The sequence below is a fragment of the Mycobacterium sp. BMJ-28 genome, assembly GCF_054404835.1.
In genome coordinates this window covers 5,221,699-5,246,180 of record NZ_CM136783.1, presented here as the reverse complement: position 1 = coordinate 5,246,180, position 24,482 = coordinate 5,221,699, and the positions used below count along the sequence as shown (strand labels likewise).

General features: G+C 67.7%; 27 protein-coding genes. 12 read left to right on the top strand and 15 right to left on the bottom strand.

Annotated elements, in window-relative coordinates:
• Both menE and ACXPWS_RS26035 read right to left on the bottom strand, forming a co-directional pair.
• Window positions 1-1,152: an o-succinylbenzoate--CoA ligase gene (gene menE, locus ACXPWS_RS26040; RefSeq protein WP_458713696.1), complete on the bottom strand. Its 1,152-nt coding sequence runs from the start codon at window positions 1,150-1,152 to the stop codon at window positions 1-3.
• Window positions 1,149-1,469 carry a DUF3349 domain-containing protein gene (locus ACXPWS_RS26035; protein WP_458709415.1) on the bottom strand — a complete coding sequence of 107 codons (321 nt, stop codon included), beginning with the start codon at window positions 1,467-1,469 and terminating at the stop codon, window positions 1,149-1,151. The genes menE and ACXPWS_RS26035 overlap by 4 nt, the downstream gene beginning before the upstream one ends.
• A 234-nt stretch (window positions 1,470-1,703) precedes the next feature.
• Here ACXPWS_RS26035 and ACXPWS_RS26030 point away from each other — a divergent pair, with 234 nt between their 5' ends.
• The 3 genes from ACXPWS_RS26030 to ACXPWS_RS26020 are packed head-to-tail and all read left to right on the top strand — an operon-like array spanning window position 1,704 to window position 3,594.
• The gene (locus tag ACXPWS_RS26030) at window positions 1,704-2,954 is read left to right on the top strand and encodes an inorganic phosphate transporter (RefSeq protein ID WP_458709414.1); all 1,251 of its coding nucleotides are present in this window, start codon (window positions 1,704-1,706) and stop codon (window positions 2,952-2,954) included.
• Between the two features lie 37 nt (window positions 2,955-2,991).
• A complete protein-coding gene (locus ACXPWS_RS26025) occupies window positions 2,992-3,276 on the top strand; it encodes a hypothetical protein (RefSeq protein WP_458709413.1) in 285 nt (94 codons plus the stop codon).
• A gap of 9 nt (window positions 3,277-3,285) precedes the next feature.
• On the top strand, window positions 3,286-3,594 hold the full coding sequence (locus ACXPWS_RS26020; protein WP_458709412.1) for a DUF3349 domain-containing protein: 309 nt from the start codon (window positions 3,286-3,288) through the stop codon (window positions 3,592-3,594).
• A gap of 54 nt (window positions 3,595-3,648) precedes the next feature.
• Here ACXPWS_RS26020 and ACXPWS_RS26015 read toward each other — a convergent pair whose 3' ends face one another.
• From ACXPWS_RS26015 to ACXPWS_RS25985, 7 genes are read right to left on the bottom strand one after another with little or no spacing between them, the layout of a single operon-like run.
• Window positions 3,649-3,969 (bottom strand): EthD family reductase, encoded by a 321-nt coding sequence (locus ACXPWS_RS26015; RefSeq protein ID WP_458709411.1) that lies wholly within the window; start codon window positions 3,967-3,969, stop codon window positions 3,649-3,651.
• Between the two features lie 10 nt (window positions 3,970-3,979).
• On the bottom strand, window positions 3,980-4,351 hold the full coding sequence (locus ACXPWS_RS26010; RefSeq protein WP_458709410.1) for a VOC family protein: 372 nt from the start codon (window positions 4,349-4,351) through the stop codon (window positions 3,980-3,982).
• Window positions 4,352-4,363: 12 nt separating this feature from the next.
• Window positions 4,364-5,155 carry an ABC transporter permease gene (locus tag ACXPWS_RS26005; protein WP_458709409.1) on the bottom strand — a complete coding sequence of 264 codons (792 nt, stop codon included), beginning with the start codon at window positions 5,153-5,155 and terminating at the stop codon, window positions 4,364-4,366.
• Complete coding sequence (locus tag ACXPWS_RS26000) at window positions 5,152-5,889, bottom strand: ABC transporter permease (RefSeq protein ID WP_458709408.1); 738 nt, start codon at window positions 5,887-5,889, stop codon at window positions 5,152-5,154. Before ACXPWS_RS26000 ends, ACXPWS_RS26005 begins: the two co-directional genes overlap by 4 nt.
• Window positions 5,886-6,821, bottom strand: coding sequence for an ATP-binding cassette domain-containing protein (locus ACXPWS_RS25995; RefSeq protein WP_458709407.1), 936 nt, complete (start codon window positions 6,819-6,821; stop codon window positions 5,886-5,888). Before ACXPWS_RS25995 ends, ACXPWS_RS26000 begins: the two co-directional genes overlap by 4 nt.
• A gap of 30 nt (window positions 6,822-6,851) precedes the next feature.
• On the bottom strand, window positions 6,852-7,721 hold the full coding sequence (locus ACXPWS_RS25990; RefSeq protein WP_458709406.1) for an SDR family oxidoreductase: 870 nt from the start codon (window positions 7,719-7,721) through the stop codon (window positions 6,852-6,854).
• Between the two features lie 9 nt (window positions 7,722-7,730).
• Window positions 7,731-8,642 carry a 1,4-dihydroxy-2-naphthoyl-CoA synthase gene (locus ACXPWS_RS25985; RefSeq protein ID WP_458709405.1) on the bottom strand — a complete coding sequence of 304 codons (912 nt, stop codon included), beginning with the start codon at window positions 8,640-8,642 and terminating at the stop codon, window positions 7,731-7,733.
• Window positions 8,643-8,748: 106 nt separating this feature from the next.
• Here ACXPWS_RS25985 and ACXPWS_RS25980 point away from each other — a divergent pair, with 106 nt between their 5' ends.
• Window positions 8,749-9,024, top strand: a complete 276-nt coding sequence (locus tag ACXPWS_RS25980) for a hypothetical protein (protein ID WP_458709404.1) — start codon at window positions 8,749-8,751, stop codon at window positions 9,022-9,024.
• Between the two features lie 3 nt (window positions 9,025-9,027).
• Here ACXPWS_RS25980 and ACXPWS_RS25975 read toward each other — a convergent pair whose 3' ends face one another.
• From ACXPWS_RS25975 to ACXPWS_RS25950, 6 genes are all read right to left on the bottom strand, one after another.
• Window positions 9,028-9,477 carry a nitroreductase family deazaflavin-dependent oxidoreductase gene (locus ACXPWS_RS25975; RefSeq protein WP_458709403.1) on the bottom strand — a complete coding sequence of 150 codons (450 nt, stop codon included), beginning with the start codon at window positions 9,475-9,477 and terminating at the stop codon, window positions 9,028-9,030.
• Between the two features lie 9 nt (window positions 9,478-9,486).
• Entirely contained in the window at window positions 9,487-10,179 is a 693-nt protein-coding gene (locus ACXPWS_RS25970) for an HAD family hydrolase (protein ID WP_458709402.1), read from the bottom strand.
• Window positions 10,180-10,193: 14 nt separating this feature from the next.
• Window positions 10,194-11,432, bottom strand: coding sequence for a GNAT family N-acetyltransferase (locus ACXPWS_RS25965; protein WP_458709401.1), 1,239 nt, complete (start codon window positions 11,430-11,432; stop codon window positions 10,194-10,196).
• Window positions 11,433-11,461: 29 nt separating this feature from the next.
• Window positions 11,462-12,706: an RNA polymerase sigma factor gene (locus ACXPWS_RS25960; RefSeq protein ID WP_458709400.1), complete on the bottom strand. Its 1,245-nt coding sequence runs from the start codon at window positions 12,704-12,706 to the stop codon at window positions 11,462-11,464.
• A 21-nt stretch (window positions 12,707-12,727) separates the two neighbouring features.
• Window positions 12,728-14,362 carry a fatty-acid--CoA ligase FadD8 gene (fadD8, locus tag ACXPWS_RS25955; RefSeq protein WP_458709399.1) on the bottom strand — a complete coding sequence of 545 codons (1,635 nt, stop codon included), beginning with the start codon at window positions 14,360-14,362 and terminating at the stop codon, window positions 12,728-12,730.
• Between the two features lie 115 nt (window positions 14,363-14,477).
• On the bottom strand, window positions 14,478-14,933 hold the full coding sequence (locus ACXPWS_RS25950) for a YciI family protein (protein ID WP_458709398.1): 456 nt from the start codon (window positions 14,931-14,933) through the stop codon (window positions 14,478-14,480).
• A gap of 293 nt (window positions 14,934-15,226) precedes the next feature.
• On the opposite strand from ACXPWS_RS25950, the gene ACXPWS_RS25945 reads away from it, so the two are divergent.
• The 8 genes from ACXPWS_RS25945 to ACXPWS_RS25910 all read left to right on the top strand — a co-directional run bounded on the left by ACXPWS_RS25945 (window position 15,227) and on the right by ACXPWS_RS25910 (window position 24,433).
• Window positions 15,227-16,192: an acyl-ACP desaturase gene (locus tag ACXPWS_RS25945; RefSeq protein ID WP_458709397.1), complete on the top strand. Its 966-nt coding sequence runs from the start codon at window positions 15,227-15,229 to the stop codon at window positions 16,190-16,192.
• A gap of 32 nt (window positions 16,193-16,224) precedes the next feature.
• Window positions 16,225-17,811: an amidohydrolase gene (locus ACXPWS_RS25940; RefSeq protein ID WP_458709396.1), complete on the top strand. Its 1,587-nt coding sequence runs from the start codon at window positions 16,225-16,227 to the stop codon at window positions 17,809-17,811.
• A 67-nt stretch (window positions 17,812-17,878) separates the two neighbouring features.
• Complete coding sequence (locus ACXPWS_RS25935; RefSeq protein ID WP_458709395.1) at window positions 17,879-18,556, top strand: TetR/AcrR family transcriptional regulator; 678 nt, start codon at window positions 17,879-17,881, stop codon at window positions 18,554-18,556.
• Window positions 18,557-18,704: 148 nt separating this feature from the next.
• On the top strand, window positions 18,705-19,544 hold the full coding sequence (locus ACXPWS_RS25930; RefSeq protein ID WP_458709394.1) for an ABC transporter substrate-binding protein: 840 nt from the start codon (window positions 18,705-18,707) through the stop codon (window positions 19,542-19,544).
• Between the two features lie 16 nt (window positions 19,545-19,560).
• Complete coding sequence (locus ACXPWS_RS25925) at window positions 19,561-20,343, top strand: amino acid ABC transporter permease (RefSeq protein ID WP_458709393.1); 783 nt, start codon at window positions 19,561-19,563, stop codon at window positions 20,341-20,343.
• Window positions 20,340-21,140, top strand: a complete 801-nt coding sequence (locus tag ACXPWS_RS25920; RefSeq protein ID WP_458709392.1) for an amino acid ABC transporter ATP-binding protein — start codon at window positions 20,340-20,342, stop codon at window positions 21,138-21,140. The genes ACXPWS_RS25925 and ACXPWS_RS25920 overlap by 4 nt, the downstream gene beginning before the upstream one ends.
• A 41-nt stretch (window positions 21,141-21,181) precedes the next feature.
• Window positions 21,182-22,786 carry a gamma-glutamyltransferase gene (locus ACXPWS_RS25915; protein WP_458709391.1) on the top strand — a complete coding sequence of 535 codons (1,605 nt, stop codon included), beginning with the start codon at window positions 21,182-21,184 and terminating at the stop codon, window positions 22,784-22,786.
• Between the two features lie 87 nt (window positions 22,787-22,873).
• Window positions 22,874-24,433: a long-chain-fatty-acid--CoA ligase gene (locus tag ACXPWS_RS25910; protein WP_458709390.1), complete on the top strand. Its 1,560-nt coding sequence runs from the start codon at window positions 22,874-22,876 to the stop codon at window positions 24,431-24,433.
• Window positions 24,434-24,482 lie beyond the last annotated feature (49 nt).

The following is a 24,482-nucleotide window of genomic DNA, read 5'->3' as shown; positions in this document are numbered from 1 at the left end:
TCATCCGTCAGCACCGAACCGGCGCGAAAGCGCTTTACGGTCCAGCTTGCCGATACCGCGGCGGGGCAGCGCGTCCACCAGGTGGATCTCGCGTGGGGCCGCGGTGACATCGAGGGTCCGGGCAACGTGGGCCCGCAACTCGGGCAAGCCCGGTGGCGCAGCGCCGGGAGTCACCACGACGGCGGCAACGACCCGCTGCCCCAGCCGTTCGTCGGGCACCGCGAACACCGCGCACTCGGCCACGCCGGGATGGTCGGCGATGGCGTTCTCCACCAGCTGCGGCAGCACCGTCAGGCCGCCGGTGCTGATCGCGTCGTCGGCCCGGCCGAGGATTGACAACACTCCCGAATCATCTTGCACACCAAGGTCGTCGGTGCGGAACCAACCGGGTTCGGCGAACGGGTCGGGGGTGGCCGGATTGCGGTAGCCGTCGGCGACCATCGCCCCGCCGAGCACCACCCGGCCCTCGTCGATGCGCACCGCGACGCCGTCCAGCGGCCGGCCGTCGTACACGCAGCCGCCGGCGGTCTCGCTCATCCCGTAGGTGCGCACCACCGCAACCCCTGCGCTCGCCGCTCGGTCCCCGAGACCCGCGGGCATCGGACCGCCGCCGATCAGCACCGCGTCCAGTTCGGCGAGTGCGGCCGCGCCGGCCGGGTGGTCCAGTGCCTTGCTCAATTGGGCCGCCACCAGCGAGGCGTACCGCCGGCCGGATCCCATCGCCGGGACCGCCGCGACGAGGTCGGCGACGGTGAAACTCGGCGGGATCGCCAGCGGCGCGATACCGGCGAGGGCGCTGCGCACCAGTACCTGCAGTCCGGCGATGTGGTGGGCGGGCAGCGCCAGCAGCCAGCGGCCCCGCCCGCCGAGGCGATCGTGGGTGGCGTGCGCGCTGGCGGTCAGTGCGGCCGCCGAGAGCATGGCGCCCTTGGGCGTTCCGGTGGTGCCCGAGGTGGGCACCACCACGGCGATGCGGTCGTCCACGGGCTGGCCCGCGCGCAGTGCGACGAGCAGCAGATCGGTCTGCCTGGGATCGTCGCTCGGCACCGGCAGCACCGCCGGGCCGCTGCCGTCCAGGACGCCCTCGATCACGGGCAGCGCCGCCAGGGCCGATGGGCCCGGCCCGATGGGAAGCGGGGTCAGGACGGCTATGGGGTGACCTCGCCGCCGCCGGAATCGGTACCGTCGCGCGGATCGTCGAGCGGCCAGCCCGTGGCCGACAGCCGGGACCGGACCCGCTCCACGTCTTCTTCGCGGGGCAACTCGTCGGTGATCTGGGTGATCAGCACGCCGATGTCGATGTGGTCGAATTCGCCGCGGTCGATCAGGTCCTGAGAAACGGCCGTCACCTCGTCATTGGTGAGGCGCCGGGTGAGCAACGCCATCAACGGGACACGGTCCGGTCCGGGGACACCGTCGGGATATCCGGCGTTCAGCCACGCCACAATCTTTGCGAGAAATGCGTTCACCGCTCGTCCTCCTCCCTCGAATCGCCTCGATCGTAGTGCCCGCGGCCACCGGCTGCCCCGGACGAGGGCAGGACAAACGCGCGGCCATGTTCGTCCCCAGGCGAACGCGCCGGGGCGCGAAGATGAACACTGCGTGAACTCCTGTCGGGCAGTTGGGAATTGCCTGGTCAGACCATATTGATAGGCGCCCTACCCGCTGGTCAAACGCGATGGCGTTACCCCAGAATTAGCGCCATGAGCGCAGAGATGATCATCCTGGTGCTGCTGATAGGCACAGCACTGGCATTCGACTTCACCAACGGATTTCACGACACCGGAAATGCGATGGCGACGTCGATCGCCACGGGTGCGCTGAAGCCCAAGACGGCCGTGATCCTGGCCGGCGTGCTGAACCTGGTCGGGGCGTTCCTCTCGGTGGAGGTCGCGGTCACGGTCACCACGTCGGTGCTCAAGGTGCAGGACGGCAAGACCGGCCACCTGCTCTCCGGTATCGACGCGTCGATGGGTCTGACCATCATCTTCGCCGGGCTCATCGGCGGCATCCTGTGGAATCTGCTCACCTGGCTGTTCGGTATCCCGTCCAGCTCGTCGCACGCGCTCTTCGGCGGGCTGATCGGTGCCGGCCTGGCCGCGCTCGGTATGGCGGGTGTGAACTGGTCGGGCGTCTTCGCGAAGGTGATCCTTCCCGCGCTGGCCGCCCCGTTCATCGCGGGCCTGGTCGCCGCGTGCGGCACCTGGCTGGTCTACCGGATCACCCGCAACGTGCAGAAGAAGCGCCGCGAGGACGGCTTCCGCTGGGGCCAGATCGCGACCGCCTCGCTGGTGGCGCTGTCGCACGGCACCAATGACGCGCAGAAGACCATGGGTGTCATCGCGCTGGCGCTCATCACCACCGGCCACCTGACCGGCGACGTGAAGAAGGACGGCCTGCCGTTCTGGATCATCGCCTCCTGCGCCCTGGCCATCGGCCTGGGTACCTACATCGGTGGCTGGCGCGTCATCCGCACCCTGGGCAAGGGCCTGGTCGAGATCGAGTCGCCGCAGGGCCTGGCCGCCGAAGCGTCGTCGGCTGCGATCATCCTGAGCTCCAGCGCCGCCGGTATGGCGCTGTCGACCACCCACGTCGCCACCGGTTCCATCCTCGGTAGCGGTGTCGGAAAGCCGGGCGCCGAGGTGCGCTGGGCCGTCGCGGGCCGGATGGCTGCGGCCTGGCTGATCACGCTGCCTGCCGCCGCTCTGGTGGGCGCGCTGTCCTACTGGCTGTCCTACGGGCTGAAGTCCGCCACCGGCTCGCAGCTGGTCGGCGACGGTGTCATCTTCGTCATCCTGGTCGCGCTGTCGGGCTACATGTACTGGCGGGCCCAGCAGCAGAAGGTCGACAGCAGCAACGTGAACGCCGATTGGGATGACTCGACCAACTCGGTGGTGCCGGCCGATGCTCGCGATATCGCCGACGCGGGCAGCTCCGACAAAGCGACCGTCTGACCGGCCCTGAGACTGCAACGATAGGGAATGTGACGAAATGACATATCTGGAAGCCATTTTCAAGGTGCTCGTCGTGGGGCTCATCCTCGGCGCCGGTCTGCCGGCAGTGTTCGCGGCCGGACTGGTGGCCTTCTCCGGCGGATCGGGCGGGACGAACAACGACGGTTCGGTGCAAGCGCCGAACCCCGCGCTCAAGGCGTTCGGGCTGCTGCTGTTCACACTCGTGAGCGCGGTGGTCCTGATCGCGATCCTGTGGATCACCAAGGCCACGATCATCCACCACTTCGGTTTCAACCCCGTCCCGTTCCTCCCGGGTAAGTGAGCTGACGACATGACCGAGAGCAAAAGCGTGATCGACAACGTGCTCGGCTGGCTGCACGAGGGCTACCCCGAGGGCGTCCCACCCAAGGATTACTTCGCGCTGCTGGCCCTGCTGAAGCGTTCGCTCACCGAGGACGAGGTCGTCCGGGCCGCGCAGTCCATCCTGCGCACCAGCGACGGTGAATCCCCGGTCACGGATGACGCAATCCACGCCGCGGTCCAGCAGGTCATCGAGAAGGAACCCAACCCCGAGGAGATCCATCAGGTCGCCGCGCGGCTGGCCTCGGTCGGCTGGCCGCTCGCTGCACCGGCCCGCTAGACACTCCCGCTCACAGCCAACACCCCCGGTCCGCGGACCGGGGGTGTTCGCGTTCTAGTGCTGTGGTATTTCGATGTCGGAGAACAACACCCGGACGCCGCCGGTGGACAGCCGTGCCATCGCGGCGAAGAACTCGCCGGCCTCCGGGGTGGTGACGGCGGCGCTGGCGGCGTCGTAGTCCGGGTAGTACAGATCGATCGATCGGTAGGCCGGTGTCGGACTGCCGTCCTCTTTCGGCCACACCTTCGAGGCCTCGAACCGCACATATCCCGGAATGCGCCGGGCGGCCGCCAACTGTTCGGCGGGGTAGGCGTCCTCGAATGCCGTTGGGTCGGTGGGGTTGTCGTAGATCACGGTGATCTTGGTTTCGGGCATGGGGTTCCTCTCAGTTGCGGACGTCGCGGCGCAGTGGGTGCGTGGCAGGCACCTCGACGAAGATCAGCAGTATGCCGTCGGGATCGGTGACGTGCATTTCGTGCAGGCCCCAAGGTTCCTCTTGGGCGGCACGGGAGATGGCCACCCCACGCCCGGCCAGTTCGGACTCGGCGGCATACACGTCGCGAACCTGCAGCCAGAGCGTGCCGCCCGCCGAGGGTTCACCGTGGCCGGCCAGTTCGATGAGCGACTGGCCGGCGTAGAACACCGTGCCCGCGCCGTATTCGCGGGCGATGGCCAACCCGATCCGGTCGCGGTAGAACGCCACGGATTTCGCATAGTCGACCGGTCTGATGAGCATCCGACTGGCCAGGATTTCCATACTCCGTGTCTATCACGGATTTTCGGCGGCTATCCGGTAGCCGCGCACCGCGATCGGGCCGAACACCGCCACCAATCCGGCGACCCAGGCCAACGCCTGCAGTACCGGCCACAGGATCGGCCCGCCGCCGGCCAGCCCGCGCATCGCCTCGATGGCCGGTGACATCGGCTGTGCGCGCACGATCGGTTGCACCCAGCCCGGGAACACATCGACGGGGACCATGCCGGAGTTGAAGAACAACAGCAGGAAGCACACCGTCGACAGCCCGGTGATGATGTTCTTGCCGCCGGACTGCACCGCCACCGCGACGATCACCGTCGAGAACCCGATCACCATCAGCACCGGGACCAGAACAAACGCCGTCGTCGCCGGCCAGCCCTGGGTGAAGCGCAGCCCCATCGCCACACCGACGGCGGTGATCACGATGGCACCGATCAGGGCGCGGGCACTCTCGGCGAGCAGCCGGCCGGTCAGTGCGCTGGCTCGGTGCACCGGCAGGGCCCACAGGCGGCTGAGCAGACCCGCTTCGCGCTCATCGGGTATCGCCGCCCCGGTGCCCATCGCGCCGAACAGCGCGCCTGCCACCGCACACATCGGCACCAGGCCGTACAGGCTGCTGGAACCGGTCAGGTGCAGCACCGATCTGCCGACCACCAGCGAGTACACGATCAGCAGGAACGTCGGGAAGACCAGTGACTGGATCAGCACGACCGGGGCGCGCTGCCAGCCCAGCAGCAGCCGGCGGGCATGTAGTCGGGATTGGCGGATCATGCTGTGCCCTTTGCTCTTCGCGGGGGCGCTCATTGCGCTCTGCTCTGCATCCGGACGGCGATCACTCCGAACACCAGCAGCAGTCCCGCGCACCAGCCGAGGCTGACGCCGAGCCGGATGTGTTCACCCACGGCCAGTCCGCGCAGGGTCTCGGCGATCACCGATACCGGCTGATTGCGCACGAAGGGACCGAGCCAGGACGGAAACGATTGGGCCGGAGCGATTCCGGTGGACAGCATGACCAGCAGCAGCTGCGGGATGAGCAGGGTCTGGCCGGCCGCCTCGGTGCTGCCTGCGACCGAGCCCATGGCATCGGCGCCCAGCGACAACCCCAGCGACAGCAGCAGCGCGATCCCCGCGAAGGCGAGTAGGTCGAGCGGTGCGCCGTGGAACCGGAAGCCGAATCCGTAGCCCACCGCGATGGCCGCGGCCAGTGCGGCCACGGCCCGCACCAGCGCCGACAGCATCCGCGCCGTGACCGGTGCCAGCGCCGTGATCGGAAGCGACCGCATCCGGATTCCCATGCCGCTCAAGTGATCCCGGGCAGCGCGGTCGGCCGTCGTCATCGCGGTGAAGATCATCGCCTGCACGACGATGACCGCCAGGATGTATTGCGGATAGGTCATGTCGCCGGTGTCGATCACATTGCGCAGGGTGATGTTGAAGCACACGAAGAAGGCGACGGGGCCGCCGATCGCGAACAGCAGATCGCCGTCACGCACGGTGGCCATCACCGACCGCCGGGTCAGGGTGCGCAATGCGCTCACGTCGGCGCCCCGGTCAGTTCGAAGAACACCTCGTCCAATGACGGCTTGCGCAAAGCGATGTCGGCGATCTCGATCTCGAGGGTCTCCACCCGTCGGAACACGTCGCTCAAGGTGGCCAAGCCGTCCGGGGCGGGAATCGACAGCGTCCCGGTGTCGGGATCGGCTTCGGTGTGGGCGATATCGGCCAGCGCCGCGGCGATCCGCGGACCGTCGCCCGGGTGCACCGGGGTGACCTGGCAGACGCTGCCACCGACGCGGTGTTTGAGTTCGTCGGCGGTGCCCTCGGCGATCACCCGGCCATGGTCGATCACGACGATCGAATCCGACAACGCGTCGGCCTCTTCCAGGTACTGGGTGGTCAGCAGCACGCTGGTGCCCTGGCCGGTCAGCGAGCCGACCAGATCCCAGACCTCGCGCCGGCTGCGCGGGTCCAGGCCGGTGGTGGGTTCGTCGAGGAACACCACCGCGGGGGCGGCGACCAGTCCACAGGCGATGTCGGCGCGCCGGCGCATCCCACCGGAGTAGGTGGACACCCGCCGGCCTGCGGCCTCGGTGAGGCTGAACGCGGACAGCAGTTCGTCGGCCCGCGCGTGTGCCTTGGCGCGGGGGAGTCCGTTCAGTTCACCGAACAGGATGAGGTTTTCGCGGCCGGTCAGCATTTCGTCGATGGCGGCGTACTGACCGGTCAGCCCGATGTGCTTGCGGACCTCGGCGGCGTGGGTCAGCACGTCGAAACCGGCCACCCTGGCCCGGCCCGAGGTGGGCCGGATCAACGTGGACAGCACGTTGATCGTGGTGGTCTTGCCGGCGCCGTTGGGGCCGAGCACGCCCAGCACGGTGCCCGCCGGCATCGCGAACGTCACACCGCGCAGGGCCTGTTTGTCCCCGAATCGTTTGGTGACATCTTCCAGCTGGATCGCATACTCGGACACGCGGTCGAGTATGGCATGGCTAACCTAAGCTCAATCCTGTGCGGGCGCCCCGCGCTTCATGATCGCGCCCAGTAGCCTGGGCGCCACGCTGTCCAGCGCCTTGGCGGTGACCGCCATCCGGGGCGCGATCCGCACCGGACGGGTGCGCGCGGCGGTCACCATCCATTCCGCGGCTTCCTCGGCGGTCAGCCCCGGCATCCCGACGAAGGCCTTGGTCGGCTCGATCATCGGCGTCTTCACCAGCGGATAGAACAGCGTCGTCGAATGCACGCCCTTGCCCGACCATTCGGTCTCGGCCACCCGGCTGACGGCCGTCAGCGCGGCCTTGGACGCCTGGTACGCCCCGAACAGCGGCGAGGACTCGTTCATCACGCCCCACGTCGAGACGTTGATCACGTGCCCGTCGCCGCGTTCCATCATCCCCGGCACCAGCGCCCGCATCAGCCGCAGCGGCGAGTAGTAGTTCAACGCCATGGTGCGCTCCAGGTCGTGCCAGCGCTCCAGCGATTCGACCAGCGGACGCCGAATGGACCGGCCCGCGTTGTTGATCAGGATGTCGACCCCGCCGTGGCTTTCCAGCACGCGCGCGGTGACGGCGTCCACGGCGTCCAGGTCCGACAGGTCCGCCGGGATCGCCTCGGCGATACCGCCGCCGGCCCGGATGCTGTCGGCCAGGCCGGTGAGCAGATCGGCGCGCCGCGCCACGACGATGACACTGGCGCCGTAGCCGGCGAGTTTGCGCGCCGATGCCTCACCGATCCCGGAGGAGGCGCCGGTGATCAGAATGCGCTTGCCCCGCAGCTCGACCTCCGGTCCGCGGCTGAGGTATTCGGTCAAGGGCGGGCGCATGCCGGTCAACAGCACGGCCTCGGACAGTCGACGAATCGGGTTCCTGCTCACCGTCTCAACCTAGAAGTAGCGCGGGAACCCGCTCCAGTCCGGGTCGCGTTTCTCCAGGAAAGCGTCTCGACCCTCGACGGCCTCATCGGTCATGTACGCCAAACGCGTTGCCTCACCGGCGAATACCTGCTGACCGACCAACCCGTCGTCGATCAGGTTGAAACCGAACTTGAGCATCCGGATCGCTTGCGGGGACTTGCCGTTGATCTCGGCGGCCCACTGCAGACCGGTGTTCTCCAGCTCGGCGTGGTCGACGACGTCGTTCACCGCGCCCATCTGGTACATCGTCTGCGCGTCGTAGGCGCGGCCCAGGAAGAAGATCTCGCGGGCGAACTTCTGGCCGGTCTGGCGGGCCAGGTACGCGCTGCCGAACCCGCCGTCGAAGCTGCCGACATCGGCATCGGTCTGCTTGAACCGGGCGTGCTCGCGGCTGGCCAAGGTCAGGTCGCAGGTCACGTGCAGGCTGTGCCCGCCCCCGGCGGCCCACCCGTTGACCAGGCAGATCACCACTTTGGGCATGAACCGGATGAGCCGCTGCACCTCCAGGATGTGCAACCGGCCGGCGCGCGCCGGATCGACCGTCTCGGCGGTCTCCCCGTCGGCGTACTGGTAGCCGCTGCGGCCGCGGATGCGCTGATCACCGCCGGAGCAGAACGCCCAGCCGCCGTCCTTTTCCGACGGGCCGTTGCCGGTCAGCAGGATCACCCCGACATCGGGGGACATCCGGGCATGGTCGAGCACCCGGTACAGCTCGTCGACGGTATGCGGCCGGAACGCGTTGCGCACCTCGGGCCGGTCGAAGGCGATCCGGACCGTCGGCTGCGCGGCACCGTCGAGTACATGCCGGTGATAGGTGATATCGGTCAGCTCGAAACCGGGCACTGGCTGCCAGAGGGACGCGTCGAACGGGTTCTCGCTCATGGGCTCGACTGTAGGGCGGGCCCGCTCCCAGGTTTGGCCCAGGTACCGGTCGGGTATGAACCAGCCGCCAGGGTGCAGCTATTGCGCCTTACACAGGAGGGTGACGATGAAGCTGTCTGCGGGTCTGTTCACGGTGGTCGCTGCGGCGGGACTGCTGGTGGGGTGCTCGGCGCCGTCCATCACGGGTGGCGATACGTCGTGCAAGGACTTCCTCAACGCCGACGACAAGACGCAGACCGACGCCGTCGCCAAGATGCTCAAGGACGAGAAGGGCGCGGACGCCGCGCAACTGGAGATCACCGGCACCCGGCTCTCGGTGCAGACCTTCTGCCAGACGGCCGGCAAGCAGGACAGCAAGATCAAAGAGGCGCCGCACCTGTAAGCATCAGATCGGGTCGAACCGGAACACCGGTATCCGGCCGGCCAATGCCTCGAACTCGTCCGGATTCGGCCCGGTGACCAATCCCGCGTTGCGGATGAAACTCACCCCGGTGGGCACCAGGACGGGAAACTGCCGCAGCAGCGGCCGGGCGTCTTCGACGGGCATCTCCACCATGCGCACCCGAGTTGCGGTGCGGCTTTGGTGCAGGGTGGCCTCGCCGGCGGCGCGCACATTGGCGACCCAGTCCGCGCCGGGCAGTCCGCCGACGACATAGCGGTGGCCGTCCACCGTCATCGGGGTGACCGGTGTGGAGCGCGGCTTGCCGGATTTGCGGCCGGGGACCGTCAGCACCAGCGGCCCCTTGTCGCCGCCGACGCCCAGCTTGTTCAGCCCGATCATCACCTTGTTGACGTACTTGAGCCACCAGGGTGGCCGAACCCGTTCCTGCGCCATGATTTCAGCCTAGAGGTCACCCCGGACATCGATGCCGTGCTCGCGGACCGCGCGCAGCAATCCGTCCGGGCGCTGCGCGGTGGGCAGCGGGTCGACCAGCGCGAAGGCACATCCGAGTGCGCGCGCACCGCCGTCGGCCTCTTCGCTGTCGCCGATCATCAGCGCGTCCGCGGCGTAGACACCCAGGCGGGTCAATGCGGTTCGAAAGATCGCGGGGTCCGGCTTGATCGCGCCGACCTCGAAGCTCAGCACGTATTCATCGGCGGCGGTGCCCGCGGACGCGAAGGCCGGCCGCAGGTCGAACGCGATATTGGACACCACCGCCGTCTTGATCCCGGCGGCGCGCAGGCCGTTGAGCGCCGCGACGGTGTCCGGGTAGGGCGTCCAGGACTCGGGGTCGACCAGCTTGGGGTACAGGTCCTTGGCATGCTGATCGGTGAGACCGGATTCGCGCAGCACGTGCAGGTAGGCCTCCCGGTGCAGATGTGGTTCCAGATCCCGGTGGGTCCAGTTGTGGTGCTGCACTTCCGACATCGGCACCGCACTTCCGGTGGGTGCGGTCACCCGGCGCATCAACTCCGCCTGCACATGGCCTTCGACCGCCTGCTCGTCCACCGTGATGCCGGTGAACCAGCTGTCGTCCTCCTCGAGACGGAACAGCGTGCCGGAGAAGTCGAAGAGAACCGCGCGTAGATGAGTCACGGTTCCATCTTGGCTCAGAAGTGATCGGGCATGCTCGGCGCCACCGGCCAGCCGAAGGCGCCAGCCGCCCGATGCGCCGATCCGGCGGTCAGTTCACCGACCAGGCCGGCGGCCACCAACACCTGCAGGCTCACCCCGCCCAGGTAGACGGCGCCGAGGTCGCGCGCGCAGATCACGATATCGGCTGCGGCGGAAGTGCTTTCGCATTCTGCGCCGTCCAGCCCGGCGCGCAGCCGGTACCGTCCTGTGTTCCACGGGCAGAATTCGTCGGTGACCTCGAGCACCACGTCGATGTCGGTGGCGTACCGCCGCAGCGTCAACGCCCTGGGGATGTCCACCAGCCGGGTGAAGATCGCGTCGTTGATCTCGCACTGCACCGCACGCTGGTCGGCGACCAGGAAGCGCAGCCGTTCGTCCACCGCGGCGCCGTCGTACTTCATGCTGCGGATCAGGTCGATCTCCAGCAGGAAACGCCACATTCGGGCGTAGGCCCGCGCGTGGGTGGCGCGCACCTCCTGGATGTGCAGTTTTCCTTCGGGGCCGGTGTTCGACCACTCCGCCTTGGGCCGGTAGATCGCGTAGGCATCGGGGGTGCCGTCGGGTCCGCGATGCAGGGCGAACCTGATGCTGCCGGTGCCTTTGCGCCGCTCCTCGCTGTCGTGGATGACGTAGTCCCACCAGGGGCGGGTCCGGTCCATCCGGCCGGGAAGGTTCGGCAGGGCCCGGTCATAGATCGCCGGGGCGATGTCCAGCAGTGTCTCGGCGTCGATCTCGGTCACCGTGCCCTGGCCGACGTCCACCTCGGGGCGGAACGCGAGATCGCGCACCTTCCCCGACAGCACCGCGTTCGAACTGGCCAGCCCGTAGCCGAACCGCCCGTAGATCGGGGTTTCGGAGGCGAACAGCATGGCCACCGCCTCGGTACCGCGGGACCGGATGTCGTCGAGCTGATGGCGCATCATCGCGGTCAGCAGACCGCGGCGCCGATGGCTGGGCGACACCGTCACGCCGGTGACGGCGGCGACCGGGACCAGCGCACCGCCGGGCAGGCTCACCTTTTTGCCGTAGGCGCCGGCGGTGGCGGCCCAGCGGGTTCCGTCATGGAATCCGAACATCCGGTCGTATTCGGTGAATCCTCGGTACAGATCGGTCTCGTCCTGCTGCGGGTCCTCCAGGAACACCGAATACAGCGCCGCCATATAGGCCTGAAAGTCGTCGTCATCGCTGACGTTGCGCAGGGTCAGTTCGGCCACACCGTCATGCGTACCGCACCGGACCGTGTTCAGTCACGTGAATATCGGGCGGCCTTGTGCAGCAGGACATCGCGTTCGCGCTCGTTGCCGGCCAGGGTCGCCGCGATCTGGAACGCGGCGGCGGCTTCGGCGCGCCGGCCCAGCCGGGCCAGCAGTTCGCCGCGCACGCTGGGCAGCAGATAGGTGTCGGCGAGGCCGGTGATGCCGTCGACGATCTGCAGGCCGGCGGCGGCCCCGTCGGCCATCGCCACCGCGACGGCCCGATTCAGTTCCACCACCGGCGAGGGCGAGATCTGCCGTAGCGCATCGTAGATCGACACGATGCGGGTCCAATCGGTGTCGGCGGCGGTCGGCGCCACCGCATGGCATTCGGCCAGTGCGGCCTGCAAGCCGTAGGGCCCCCAGCCGCGCCCGGCACGTGCGGATTCGGCGCGTTGCAGGGCTTGGATGCCGCGCTGGATCTGGGCGCGGTCCCAGCGGGTGCGGTCCTGGTCCTCGAGCAGGATGGCATTGCCGTCGGCGTCGGTGCGCGCGGCGAACCGCGACGACTGGAACTCCATCAACGCCAACAGCCCGTGCACCTCCGGCTCGGCCGGCACCAACGCCGCCAAAGTTCGCGCCAGACGTGTTGCCTCGCTGCATAATTCGTCACGGATCCAGCGACTGCCGAACGACGCCGAGTAGCCCTCGTTGTAGATCAGATAGATCACCCCGAGTACTGCCGACAGGCGTGGCCCGAACTCGCTGCGTTCGGGCACCTCGAACGGAAGGCCGGCGAGAGACTTCTTGGCCCGGGTGATCCGGGCCGCCACAGTCGTTTTCGGGATCAGGAAGGCCTGCGCGATCTCCTCGGTGGTCAGCCCGCCCACCACCCGCAGGGTCAGCGCGATCTGGGCTTCGCGAGACAACACCGGATGCGCGGCGGTGAAGACGAGCCGCAGCACGTCGTCGTCGATATGGTCCGGATCCCAGGCCTGGTCGACGTGATCGGCGAGGTCGCGGGCCAGCACCGCGTACTTGGCGTCCAGATTGTCCTGGCGGCGCCAATGGTCGACGGCTTTGCGCTTGGCCACCGTCGTCAGCCAGGCTCCCGCGTTGCGCGGCACCCCGGTGTCAGGCCACTGCGTCAACGCATCGACCAGGGCGTCGGCCGCCAGATCCTCGGCCAGGCCGATGTCACCGACCCAGCGCGTCAAGGTCGCGACGATCCGTGCCGCCTCCATGCGCCACACCGCGTCGACCGTCGCCCGCATGTCCGTAGAAGGGGTGGCCATGCGGCCATTGTGCCCGGCGGATCAGCCCACCGAACGTGCTGCGCCGGCCCAGAACTGGGCGCGCACCGCCTTCTTGTCCGGCTTGCCCAGCGCGGTCACCGGTACCGAATCGACCACGACGACCTGCTTGGGCGCCTGCACCGAACCCTTGCGTTCCTTGACCGCGGACTGGATCTCGGCGGTCATGGTCGCCACCGCGCCCTCGGAGGAGTCGGCGCCGGGACGCAGCACGACCACCGCCGTCACCGCCTCGCCCCACTTCTCGTCGGGAGTGCCGATGACACACACCTGTGCGATCGCCGGGTGCTCGGCGATGACGTCCTCCACCTCGCGGGGGAAGACGTTGAATCCGCCGGTGACGATCATGTCCTTGGTGCGGTCGACGATGAAGTAGAAGCCGTCCTCGTCTTCGCGGGCCAGGTCACCGGTGTGCATCCAGCCGCCGGCGAAGGTCTCGGCGGTGGCCTCGGGCAGGTTCCAGTACCCGCCCGACAGCAGCGGCCCGGACACGCAGATCTCGCCGACCTCGCCTTGGGGGACGGGCTGACCGTCCTCGCCGAGCAAGGCCACCCGGGCGAACAGCGTCGGCCGGCCGCAGGAGGTCAAGCGCTTCTCGTCGTGGTCGCCCTTGGCCAGGTAGGTGATCACCATCGGTGCCTCGGACTGGCCGTAGTACTGCGCGAAGATCGGGCCGAACCGGTCGATGGCCTCGCGCAGGCGCACCGGGTTCATCGCCGAGGCGCCGTAGTACACCGTCTCCAATGAGGACAGATCGCGCGTGTGGCTGTCCGGGTGATCCATCAACGCGTAGATCATCGAGGGCACCAGCATGGTCGCGGTGATCTTCTGCTCCTCGATGACCCGCAGCACCTCGGCGGGGTCGAACTTGGTCAGCACGACCAGTTCTCCGCCCTTGACGATCGTCGGGGTGAAGAACGCGGCACCCGCATGCGACAGCGGGGTGCACATCAGGAACTTCGGGTGTTCCGGCCACTCCCATTCGGCGAGCTGGACGGTGGTCATGGTGGTGATGGACTGGGTGGTGCCGATGACGCCTTTGGGCTTGCCGGTCGTGCCGCCGGTGTAGGTGAGCCCGCCGATGTGGTCCGGCGCCAGATCCGCGGCCACCAGCGTCTGCGGCGGGTATTTCGCGGCCTCGGCGGCCAGATCGGTGGCGACCCCGGACAGCGCCTCGGGAACCGGACCGATGGTCAGCACCTGCTTGAGCGACGGCACCTTGTCCAGCAGTCCCTTCGCCCGCTCCACGAAGGCCGGGGTGGGGTCGATGACCAAGGTGCTCACCTCGGCGTCGGACAGCACGTAGGCGTGATCGTCCAGCGAACCAAGAGGGTGTAGTGCCGTGCGACGGTAGCCCTGGGTCTGCCCGGCACCGATGATCATCAGCACCTCGGGGCGGTTGAGCGAGAGCAGCCCGACGGCGGCCCCGGTACCCGCCCCCAGCGCTTCGAAGGCCTGAATGTACTGGCTGATGCGGTCGGCGAGCTGGCCACCGGTGAGGGTGGTGTCCCCGAGGAACAGCACCGGCTTGTCCTTGTTGCGCTTGAGCGCGCCGACGGTGAGGTGCCCGGAATGGATGGGGTGGCGCAGCTTGTCGCCCGACGAGCGCTCGCGCGAGGAAGCAACGGCTTGAGTCATGACAGACACACTAGAACGTGTTACAGAAATGAAGCCAGGGGTGCCCCGATATTGGTGGGAAGAGGGCGCGTGGTCCCCGGCGGCGCGACGCACCGCCGGGGACCACCTTCACGCATCAGCGACCCGCGGCCCGGCGCGCATCCGCCGCCAGCTTCTCGGCGACGTCGGCCCTCCACTGAATCTCCTTCTGGATCCACTCGTTGTCCTGCGGAAATTCATCGGTCTCGCTGACCCGGCGCACCTCCAGCTTCACGCCCGGCCCCAGCGGGCACTTGCGCGCCCACTGCTTGGCTTCCTCCGCCGACGACACGTCCAGAATCCAGAAGCCGTTGAACAATTCCTTGGTCTCGGCGTACGGGCCGTCGGTGACCACGGGCGGGTCGGCGACGAAGTCGACGACGAAGCCCTCTTCGGGAGGGGTCAGCCCCTCCCCGGCCAGCAGCACACCGGCCTTGATGAGCTCTTCGTTGTAGCGGCCCATCGCGGCGATGATCTCGTCGAAATCGATGTTCTCGGCGACGAACTCTTCGGCCGCCGGGGTGGACCGCATGATCATCATGTAGCGCGACATGGTGTTGTCTCCTCAGATATGGGGCCCGTCCATCGTGCCCTCGTGATGACGTCGAACGACACCCCCGCCGAATCGACACGGGCGCGGAACTTTTTTCGTGACGGGGGACACGCCGTTTCACGGTGCTTGCAATCGCACACATGTACGGCACGTAGGCTCTCAACCACACCTGAAATGGATCGACTTCGAAGTCGGGAAAGTACGTGCCCACCCCGGGGCAGACGAGGATCATCCCGACGCCGTCGACAGCGGTTGCGCGCCGACAGGCAGTGGTCCGATACCTGAAGGACGTAATGCAGAGACATCTGACCGATGCCGAGGTTCTCGAGGAACTCGAACCGGTCGCCGAAGCCGGCCTCAACCACCATTTGTCGGTTGCCAAGGAATGGCATCCGCACGACTACGTCCCATGGGACCGCGGCCGCAACTTCGCCGCACTCGGCGGCCAGGACTGGGCACCTGAGCAGTCCGGTCTGTCCGAGGTCGCCAAGGTGGCGATGGTCACCAATCTGCTCACCGAGGACAACCTGCCGTCCTATCACCGCGGCGCGGCGAATCACTTCTCGCTGGGCGGCGCCTGGGGGCACTGGGTCAACCAGTGGACCGCCGAGGAGAACCGCCACGGCATCGTCATCCGTGACTACCTCGTCGTCACCCGCGGTGTGGACCCGGTGGCGCTGGAGCGCATGCGCATGGAGCACATGCGCAACGGCTATGACCCGAGCGAGGAAGAACGCGAGATCCACGAGCCGGGCCCGCTGATGATTTCGGCGTACGCCACCCTGCAGGAGCTGGCGACCAGGGTCAGTCACCGCAACACCGGCAAGATCTGTGACGACCCGCTGGCCGAATCCATGCTGCAGCGCGTCGCCACCGACGAGAACCTGCACATGGTGTTCTACCGCAACCTGTTCTCCGCCGGTTTCGACCTGGCGCCCGACCAGGCGATGGAGGCGGTCTGCGCCATCATCGAGGGATTCCAGATGCCCGGCCGCGGTATGCCCAACTGGCGCCGCAACAGCGTGATCATGGCCAAACACGGCATCTACGATCTGCGCCAGCACCTCGAAGAGGTGTTGCTGCCCTGTGTGAAGAAGTGGCGGATCTTCGAGCGCAACGACGTGACGGCCCGCGGTGAGCAGCGGCGCGAGCAGTTGGCCACCTACCTTGAGGATCTGCAGAAGCAGGTTGTCAGGTTCGAGGAGCAGCGCGACCGGATGCTGGCTCGGGAGGCCGCCAAGGCCGCCCGAATCGCCTGACCGGGCGGGCGTGAGGCCCTAGCATCCCGGGCATGCCCCATGCCGATCTGGTGATCACCGGACACATCCGCACCATGGACGTCGGCCGGCCCACCGCCCGATCGCTGGCGGTGCTCGACGGGCGGATCGCCGCGATCGACGACGATGACTGGACCGGCCCGGTGTTCGACGCCGGCGACGGCTGCGTACTGCCCGGCTTCGTCGAGGCGCACGGGCACCCGCTGATGGAGGCGGTCGCGTTGTCCGACCGCATGGTCGACATCCGGCCGGTGACCGTGCGCTCGGCGGACGACGTCATCGCCGCGGTGCACGCCGAGGTGGCCCGGCGCGGTGCCGACGGTGCCTACCTGAACGGGTGGGATCCGCTGCTGCAGCGCGGACTGCCGGAACCGACCCTGGCCTGGCTGGACGGCATCGCCGACACGCCGCTGGTGATCATCCACAACTCGGGCCACAAGGCCTTCTTCAACTCCGCGGCGGCCCGCGCCGCCGGCTTGAACCGGGACACCGTCGACCCCAAGGGCGCGAGATACGGGCGCACCGCCGACGGCGAGTTGGACGGCACCGCCGAGGAATCGGCCGCGGTGTTCCCGCTGTTGGGCGGTGCCATCAAGGTCAGCGATTACCCCGCGATGCTGATGGCCGAGTGCGCCCGGCTGAACCGGGCCGGGCTGACCACGTGTTCGGAGATGGCGTTCGACCCGATGTTCGGCCCGATGCTGACGGCGTTGCACGACCAGCTGACGGTGCGGCTGCGCACCTACGAGATGTCCACCGCGGCGCTGCACACCGATGCCAGTCCCGGCGACGGGGACGACATGGTGCGTCAGGTCGGTATCAAGATCTGGGTGGACGGTTCGCCGTGGATCGGCAACATCGACCTGACATTCCCGTACCTGGACACCGAGGACACCCGGGCCATCGGGGTCCTCCCGGGGTCGTGCGGGCACGCCAACTACACGCGCGAGCAACTCGCCGAGATCGTCGGCACCTTCTATCCGCGGGGCTGGCAGATGGCCTGTCACGTGCAGGGCGATCATGGTGTGGACACCATCCTGGACGTGTATGAGCAAGCGCTGCAGGCTGATCCACGGGACGATCATCGGCTGCGGCTGGAACACGTCGGTGCCATCACCGACGCCCAGCTGCGGCGCGCCCACGCGCTCGGGGTGACCTGCAGCCTGTTCGTCGACCAGCTGCACTATTGGGGTGACGTGATCGTGGACGGCCTGTTCGGGCCCGAGCGCGGTGAGCGCTGGATGCCGTGCGGCTCGGCGGTGGCCACTGGTATGCGCATCTCGCTGCACAACGATCCGCCGGTGACCCCGGAGGAGCCGCTGCGCAATATCAGCGTCGCCGCCACCCGCACCGCACCGAGTGGCCGGGTGCTGGCGCCCCAGGAGCGGCTCACCGTCGAGCAGGGGATCAGGGCACAGACGATCGACGCGGCCTACCAGCTGTTCGCCGAGGATGTGATCGGTTCCCTCGAGGTGGGCAAGTACGCCGATGTCGTTGTGCTGTCCGCGGATCCGCTGGAGACCACTCCCGAGGACATCGCCGGGATCGCGGTCCGGGCCACGTTACTGGCGGGCCGGCAGGTGTACCCGAGTCCGCACTGATCGCTGGTTCGGCGCGGCCGGCGACCGCACAGGGCTGTGCGGTGTCACTGTGTGTCACAGTTGAGCGGTGACATACGGGCAGGGCTGGTCCCCCAGGGCGGTCGACTGGGGCTCGACACGGGGCCGGATTCTGCTCGCCGCGTCGGTGCTGTTCGCGCAGCGCGGCTACTTCGGGACCTCGACCCGCGATATCGCCGATGCGGTGCAGATTCGGCAGCCGTCACTGTTCCACCACTTTCAGGCCAAGCACGAAATCTTCCGTGCGCTGGTCGAACTCGACCTCGGGCCCTCGATTGCCCGCATGCAGCTGCGGCTCGACGAGAAGTCGAGCTGGGCGGAGAAACTGCATCTCGGGATCGCCAGTGACGTGTTGGAGGGTTTGGCGCAACCGTTCGATGCCCGCGGTCTGTACCACGACGCGGTGCTGGCCCTGGACGAATTCGAAGCCGAGCGCCGAGGCATCACGCTGTTTCACGATCAAGTCGAGCGTCTCGTCGAGGGCGGCCGCGACGCGGGTGAGTTCGTGTCATTCGAGCCGGCCTTCGTGCTGCGGGTGATCAACGGCATGCTCTTCGAGACGTTGCGTGAACAGGGCGGTCCGTCGGGCCGGTTGCATCGCGAAAGGCCCTTGCAGGCAGCCGATTTCGTGCTGCGGTCGCTTCTCGTCGACCAGTCGCGGCTGGCGGGTGTCGCCGAAGTGACGCGCGGCCGGCTGCCCGGTCTGGCGCCGGCCGAGCTCGACTGACCCGCTCTTCTCGGTGTGAAGATCGCGTTACCTGTGTAACGAGTTCCGCCCAAACCTTCCCTATCGATCGATAGTGACCTATCGTTCGATAGGCACCGCGGGTGTGATGTGAACCACGCCGTATCGGTATGAACCTTCGGGAGGAACGTTGAAGAAAGCCCTGATCATCGGGCTCGCCGAGGCTGCGCTCGTGGCGTCGGCCTGCTCCTCGCCCGCGCCGTCGCCGGCGCCGACGGGGCCGGCCAAGGTGAGCCCGCCGACCATCCTGTCGGCAGGCACTCTGAAGATCTGCGCCCCCAACGACGGCACGCCACCCAACGTCTATCACGACGAGACGGGCGCGCTCGTCGGCAGCGAGGTCGACCTCGGCAAGGCGCTGGCCGCCGAGATGGGACTGCAGCCGCAGTTCGTCGAGACCGCCTTCTCGGCCGTCATACCCACCCTGCAGGCCAAGCAGTGCGATGTCATCATGGCGCAGCTCTACATCAAGCCCGAACGCGAGGCGGTTGTCGACTTCGTGCCGTATGTGTACTCCGGCACCGGAATCGCGGTGTCGAAGGACAAACCGGCCGCGATCACCGGCCTGGATGAGAGCTTGTGCGGCAAGAAGGTCATCGTCGCGGTCGCCACCACCGCCGAGGCATTGTCGAACGAGCAATCCGAGAAGTGCACTGCCGCTGGCAAACCCGCAGTCGACATCAACCGCAACAGCCATGCCGACGTGGCTCTGCAACAGGTGCAGAATGGGCAGGTCGACGCCTACCTCGATACCGCGGAGACGCTGGGCTACTACGCCACCAAGACGGGCGCGAAGATCCAGATGGCCGGTCAGCCGTTCGGCACCATCAAGATCGGCGCGGCGACGTTGAAGGGCGACAAGGAATTACACGACGCCATCGCGTCGGCGCTGGCCACTCTGGAGAGCAACGGCACCTACGGCAAGGTTCTCGCGCAATGGGGCCAGACCGACCTCGATATCCAGAAGTAGCCGGCAGGGCCGCGTGATGACCTTCGACTGGCACTTCTTCTGGAAATCGTTGCTGACCCCGAGCGGGCCGTTCCTGGACGGGCTGGTGCTGACCATCGTCGTATCGGTGGTGGCGATGGTCTTGGCGACGGTGCTCGGCCTGTTGCTGGCCCTGATGCGGCGATCGCCATTCGCCACGGTGCGGTGGTGTGCCAGCGTCTACATCTGGGTGATCCGCGGTACCCCGCTGCTGGTGCAGTTGGTCATCATCTACACCGGACTGGCCGCCGTCGGGTTGTACCAATTCCACGACGTGTCGCTGGCCGGCCTGTCGGTCAAGGCCGCCGTGCAGGCCGCCATCATCGGACTGATGGTCAATGAGAGCGCATATATCGCCGAGATCGTCAGGGCCGGATTGGATTCCGTTCCCAAAGGACAGTTCGAGGCGGCGGCCTCGCTGGGTATGACACCGATGAGACTGATGCGGTGGATCATCGTGCCCCAGTCGCTCCGGGTGATGGTTCCGCCGCTGGGTAACTCGTTCAACGGGATGATGAAGACCACCTCGGTGCTGTCGGTGATCGGCGTCAGCGAGATGTTCCTGGTCACCCAGTCCATCAGCTCGTCGACGTTCCACACCTTCGAGATCTTCATCGTGGCGGCGATCTACTACCTCGCGCTCACCACGATCTGGACATTCGTGCAGGCCGGAATCGAGAACCGGCTGGCCCGCCAGCTCGGCATCCAGACGCGGGTCCCCATCACCGCGCGTCTCCTCGGCGCCCGGCGGGCGGCCCCGGCCCTGCAGACGCAAGCATGACCGAAAGGCCCACAACACAGATGATCGACGACAGCACCGAGGCCGCCGAGCCTATCGTCTCGGTGCGGGACGCGCGCTGCACCCTCGGCGGCCGGCGTGTGCTCGACGATGTCAACCTCGACATCGACCGCGGGCAGGTGGTGGTGTTGATCGGCCCATCCGGCGCAGGCAAGACGACATTGTTGCGGTCGCTCAACCACCTTGAGGAGTTGGACAGCGGTGAGGTCCGCATCGCGGGGCAGTCCATCGCCCACGGCGACGGTGATCGCAAGATCAGCCAGACCGAGCTGGCCCGCAGACGCCGTGAAATCGGGTTCGTTTTCCAGCATTTCAACCTGTTCCCGCACATGACGGCCGCGGAGAATGTGTGGAACGCCCCCGTCCGGGTGCTCGGCCAGCCGAAAGACAAGGCTCGCGCGGATGCGCTGGCGCTGCTGCAGCGAGTAGGCCTGGCCGACAAGGCGCAAGCACGACCGAGCCAGCTGTCCGGCGGCCAGCAGCAGCGGGTGGCCATCGCACGCGCCCTCGCCATGCGCCCGAAGGTCATGCTGTTCGACGAACCGACCAGCGCACTCGACGTCGAGATGGTGGGCGAAGTGCTCGCGGTGATGCGTGAGCTCGCACGCGATGCGATGACCATGGTGGTGGTGACGCACGAGATGCGGTTCGCCCGCGATGTCGCCGACCGGATCATCGTGATGGACGCGGGCCGCATCATCGAGGACGCGCCGCCGGACGAACTGTTCGCCAACCCGAAAAATGCACGCACCAAAGCGTTTCTGTCCACCATCGGTTGACCGCCGGATATCGGCACATCCCACGAGGGGGTAGTTCAGCAGTGCCCACGACCAACGGTGCATCCCCGTTCACCGGTGCGATCGCCACCCCGCACGTCTTGGCGACGCAAGCCGCGGCCGCCGCATTCGGTGACGGCGGCAACGCGATCGACGCCGCCATCGCCGCGGCGGCGGTACTGACCGTCGTCTACCCGCACAATGTGGCGTTGGGCGGGGATCTGATCGCCCTGGTGCGCACCCCGGACGGCGCGGTGCACTGCATCAACGCCTCCGGGTGGTCGGCGGCCGGAGCCGATGTCGAGCTGATGCGCGACAAGTACGGGGATGGATTACCCGTCCGCGGTGCCGACGCGGTCACGGTGCCCGGTGGTGTGCGTGGATGGGAAGCCTTGCGTGTCTTCGGGAGTCGGCTGCCATGGGACCGGCTGCTGTCGGCCGCCGAGCGGGCCGCCGACCTCGGTGTGCCGGTGGCCGAATCGCTGCACCGCCACCTGCACGATGCCGAGAACGCCGATCTGTCCGGCATGGCCGATTTCGACCGCATGTTCCGTCGAGGTGGGCGGCTGTTGCGGCGGGGCGAGCAGTTGCGCCAGCCGGCATTGGCGGCGACCTTGCGGGCGCTGGCCCGGGGTGGGCCCGATGAGTTCTACACCGGCGCGGTCGCCGACCGCAGCGTGCAGTACCTGCGCTCGCACGGCGGTGCACTCGACGCGGCCGACTTCGCCGAATTCCGGCCGGAGGTGACCGAACCGATCTCGGTGCAATTCCGCGATCTGCGGGTCATGACCAGCCCGCCGAACACGCATGGCTTCATCATGCTGCGGGCGTTGACGGCCATCGGGACGGCCTGCCTGAACGCCCCACTCGGTGCGGACCTGGGCGCCCTGATGTGGGTGTTCCACCACGGCAACCGGTTGCGGTCGGAACATCTGGCGGATCCGCGGATGGCCGACGTCGACGTGCCGGCGCTGGTCGGCGGTCTCGGCGCCACCGCGTCGGTGCGGGCCGCGGTGGCAACCGCGGCATCGGTGCCGCGCGGGGACACCGTCGGCATCGCCGCGGCCGATGGCGACGGCTTTGCCGTCTCACTCATCCAGAGCGTGTATCACGCGTTCGGGTCGGGCTTGCTCGACCCACAGACCGGCATCCTGTTCCATGACCGCGGCACCAGCTTCTCGCTCGATCCGCGGTCGCCGAATGTGCTTGCCGCCAGGAAACGTCCGCTGCACACCTTGATGCCCGTGCTGACCACACAGGCCGGTGAGATCAGACATGTGTTGGCGACGATGGGCGGACAGGGCCAACCCCAGATTCTCACCCAGGTGCTGTTGCGCATGGCCGACGGCGAGACCGCGGCGGCAGCGATCGCGGCTCCGCGCGCGGTGGTCGGCGCACAACAGGCCGGCTGCACCGACGACACCGTCATCGTCGAGACCGGCGCCGACCCGGCCGCCACGGCATCGTTGGTGGCCTCGGGTCTCGCGGTTGCCGAGGTCCCCCGACACACCGAGGGGCTGGGCCAGGCCAACGTCGTGCGGGTGAGCGAGGACGGCGACATGACGGCCGCCTCAGACCCGCGGGCCGACGGTTCCGGCGTTGTCGTGCAATTCCCGCGCCATCACCGGACGGCCCGATCGGCGACCTGAATCCACGGTGGTACCGATGGTTGGGCGCCGCGCACGGTTTACCCCGAAAATGGCTTGGCGGGATGCCCCTCATGGGACGCTCAGCGCATGTCAGAGTTGCCCGAACCCCGATTTCTGGACGAACGCGTCGCGCATTGGGCGGCCACCAAACCCGACGAGGAGGCGGTGACCTACCGCGACCGCAGTTGGACCTGGGCGCAGTGGGATGACCGCATCCGGCGGCTGGCCGGGGCGCTGGCCGCCCGGGGCATCGGGCACGGCGACGTGATCGCCTTCGTCGACAAAAATCACCCGGCGTGTGTGGAGGCGACGCTGGCGGCGGCGTCGTTGGGGGCGGCCAACGCCATCATCAATTTCCGGCTGGCCGCCGAGGAAATGGATTACGTGATCAATGATTCCGGCGCCAAACTGCTGTTCGTCGGCGCCGAGCTGACACCGGCCGTGGAGGCCATCCGGGACAAGTTGCCCGCCGTCACCGACCTCATCGAGGTCAAGCCCGACGGGGACGACGCCTACGAGGCGATGCTGGCCGCGGCCACCCCGGTCGGTCGCTCGGCCGAAGTGAGTCCCGACGATGTCTGCATCATCATGTACTCCTCGGGAACCACCGGCCGGCCCAAGGGTGTCGCGCTGACCCAGGCCAACGTCATCGCGCACACCATCCACGCCTTCGAGGGCTGGACGGCCGAACCGGGGGACAAGAACCTGGTGGCGATGCCTCTGTTCCATGTCGGGGGCACCTCTTACATGCAGTACGGGCTGCACCACGGCGTGCCCAGTTACATGACCCGCGATGTCGACGGCGCCGCGCTGGCCGGTGGAATCCTGGCCGGCGCGAACCGGACGTTCCTGGTGCCCGCCGTGCTGGCCAAGGTGCTCGACACCGGCCCGGACGCGGTGAAGCTGTTCGGGGCGCTGAAGACCTACGCGTACGGGGCGTCGCCGATGCCGTTGCCGCTGTTGCGCCAAGCGCTGCAGGCCTGGCCGGAGACCGAGTTCATCCAGGTGTACGGGCTGACCGAGGTGTGCGGGGTGGTGACCCGGCTGATGCCGGAAGACCATCGGTCGGGCAACGAGGAGCGCCTGGTCAGTGCGGGCACCCTGATCTCGGGAACCGAGTTGCGGGTGGTCGATCCGAACACCGGGGAGGACGTGGCCGCCGGGACGCAGGGTGAATTGTGGTTCCGTACACCGCAATTGATGAAGGGCTACCTGAAAAAGCCGGAGGCCACCGCCGAGGCCATCACCCCGGACGGCTGGTTCCGCACCGGGGACATCGGCCGGATCGACGCGGACGGCTACGTCTTCGTCGAAGACCGGCTCAAGGACATGATCATCTCCGGCGGGGAGAACATCTACTCGATCGAAGTCGAGCGGGTGCTCGCCGAGCATCCCGCCGTCGCCGAGGTCGCGGTGTTCGGCGTGCCCGACGAGAAGTGGGGTGAGGCGGTCAAAGCGGTTGTCGCGTTGGAAGGCGATGCCACCGAGGCAGACCTGATCGGGTGGGCGCGCGAGCACCTGGCCGCCTACAAATGTCCGAAGACCGTCGACTTCCTCGAAGCGCTGCCGCGAAACCCGACTGGCAAGATCATGAAGAAGGATCTGCGCAAACCGCACTGGGAGGGCCGCGATCGCACCACCGTTTGACGTACCGCTGGCGGACCTGCTGGAGCGGCTGCACGTCGTCGCGCTGCCG

Excerpts from the sequence above, each read along its gene's own strand:
- ACXPWS_RS26030 (WP_458709414.1), top strand. The coding sequence starts at position 1,704 with ATGAGCGCAGAGATGATCATCCTGGTGCTGCTGATAGGCACAGCACTG.
- ACXPWS_RS26025 (WP_458709413.1), top strand. The coding sequence starts at position 2,992 with ATGACATATCTGGAAGCCATTTTCAAGGTGCTCGTCGTGGGGCTCATC.
- ACXPWS_RS26020 (WP_458709412.1), top strand. The coding sequence starts at position 3,286 with ATGACCGAGAGCAAAAGCGTGATCGACAACGTGCTCGGCTGGCTGCAC.
- ACXPWS_RS26015 (WP_458709411.1), bottom strand. The coding sequence starts at position 3,969 with ATGCCCGAAACCAAGATCACCGTGATCTACGACAACCCCACCGACCCA.
- ACXPWS_RS26010 (WP_458709410.1), bottom strand. The coding sequence starts at position 4,351 with ATGGAAATCCTGGCCAGTCGGATGCTCATCAGACCGGTCGACTATGCG.
- ACXPWS_RS26005 (WP_458709409.1), bottom strand. The coding sequence starts at position 5,155 with ATGAGCGCCCCCGCGAAGAGCAAAGGGCACAGCATGATCCGCCAATCC.
- ACXPWS_RS25985 (WP_458709405.1), bottom strand. The coding sequence starts at position 8,642 with ATGAGCGAGAACCCGTTCGACGCGTCCCTCTGGCAGCCAGTGCCCGGT.
- ACXPWS_RS25980 (WP_458709404.1), top strand. The coding sequence starts at position 8,749 with ATGAAGCTGTCTGCGGGTCTGTTCACGGTGGTCGCTGCGGCGGGACTG.
- ACXPWS_RS25975 (WP_458709403.1), bottom strand. The coding sequence starts at position 9,477 with ATGGCGCAGGAACGGGTTCGGCCACCCTGGTGGCTCAAGTACGTCAAC.
- ACXPWS_RS25960 (WP_458709400.1), bottom strand. The coding sequence starts at position 12,706 with ATGGCCACCCCTTCTACGGACATGCGGGCGACGGTCGACGCGGTGTGG.
- fadD8 (WP_458709399.1), bottom strand. The coding sequence starts at position 14,362 with ATGACTCAAGCCGTTGCTTCCTCGCGCGAGCGCTCGTCGGGCGACAAG.
- ACXPWS_RS25950 (WP_458709398.1), bottom strand. The coding sequence starts at position 14,933 with ATGTCGCGCTACATGATGATCATGCGGTCCACCCCGGCGGCCGAAGAG.
- ACXPWS_RS25945 (WP_458709397.1), top strand. The coding sequence starts at position 15,227 with ATGCAGAGACATCTGACCGATGCCGAGGTTCTCGAGGAACTCGAACCG.
- ACXPWS_RS25940 (WP_458709396.1), top strand. The coding sequence starts at position 16,225 with ATGCCCCATGCCGATCTGGTGATCACCGGACACATCCGCACCATGGAC.
- ACXPWS_RS25925 (WP_458709393.1), top strand. The coding sequence starts at position 19,561 with ATGACCTTCGACTGGCACTTCTTCTGGAAATCGTTGCTGACCCCGAGC.
- ACXPWS_RS25920 (WP_458709392.1), top strand. The coding sequence starts at position 20,340 with ATGACCGAAAGGCCCACAACACAGATGATCGACGACAGCACCGAGGCC.
- ACXPWS_RS25910 (WP_458709390.1), top strand. The coding sequence starts at position 22,874 with ATGTCAGAGTTGCCCGAACCCCGATTTCTGGACGAACGCGTCGCGCAT.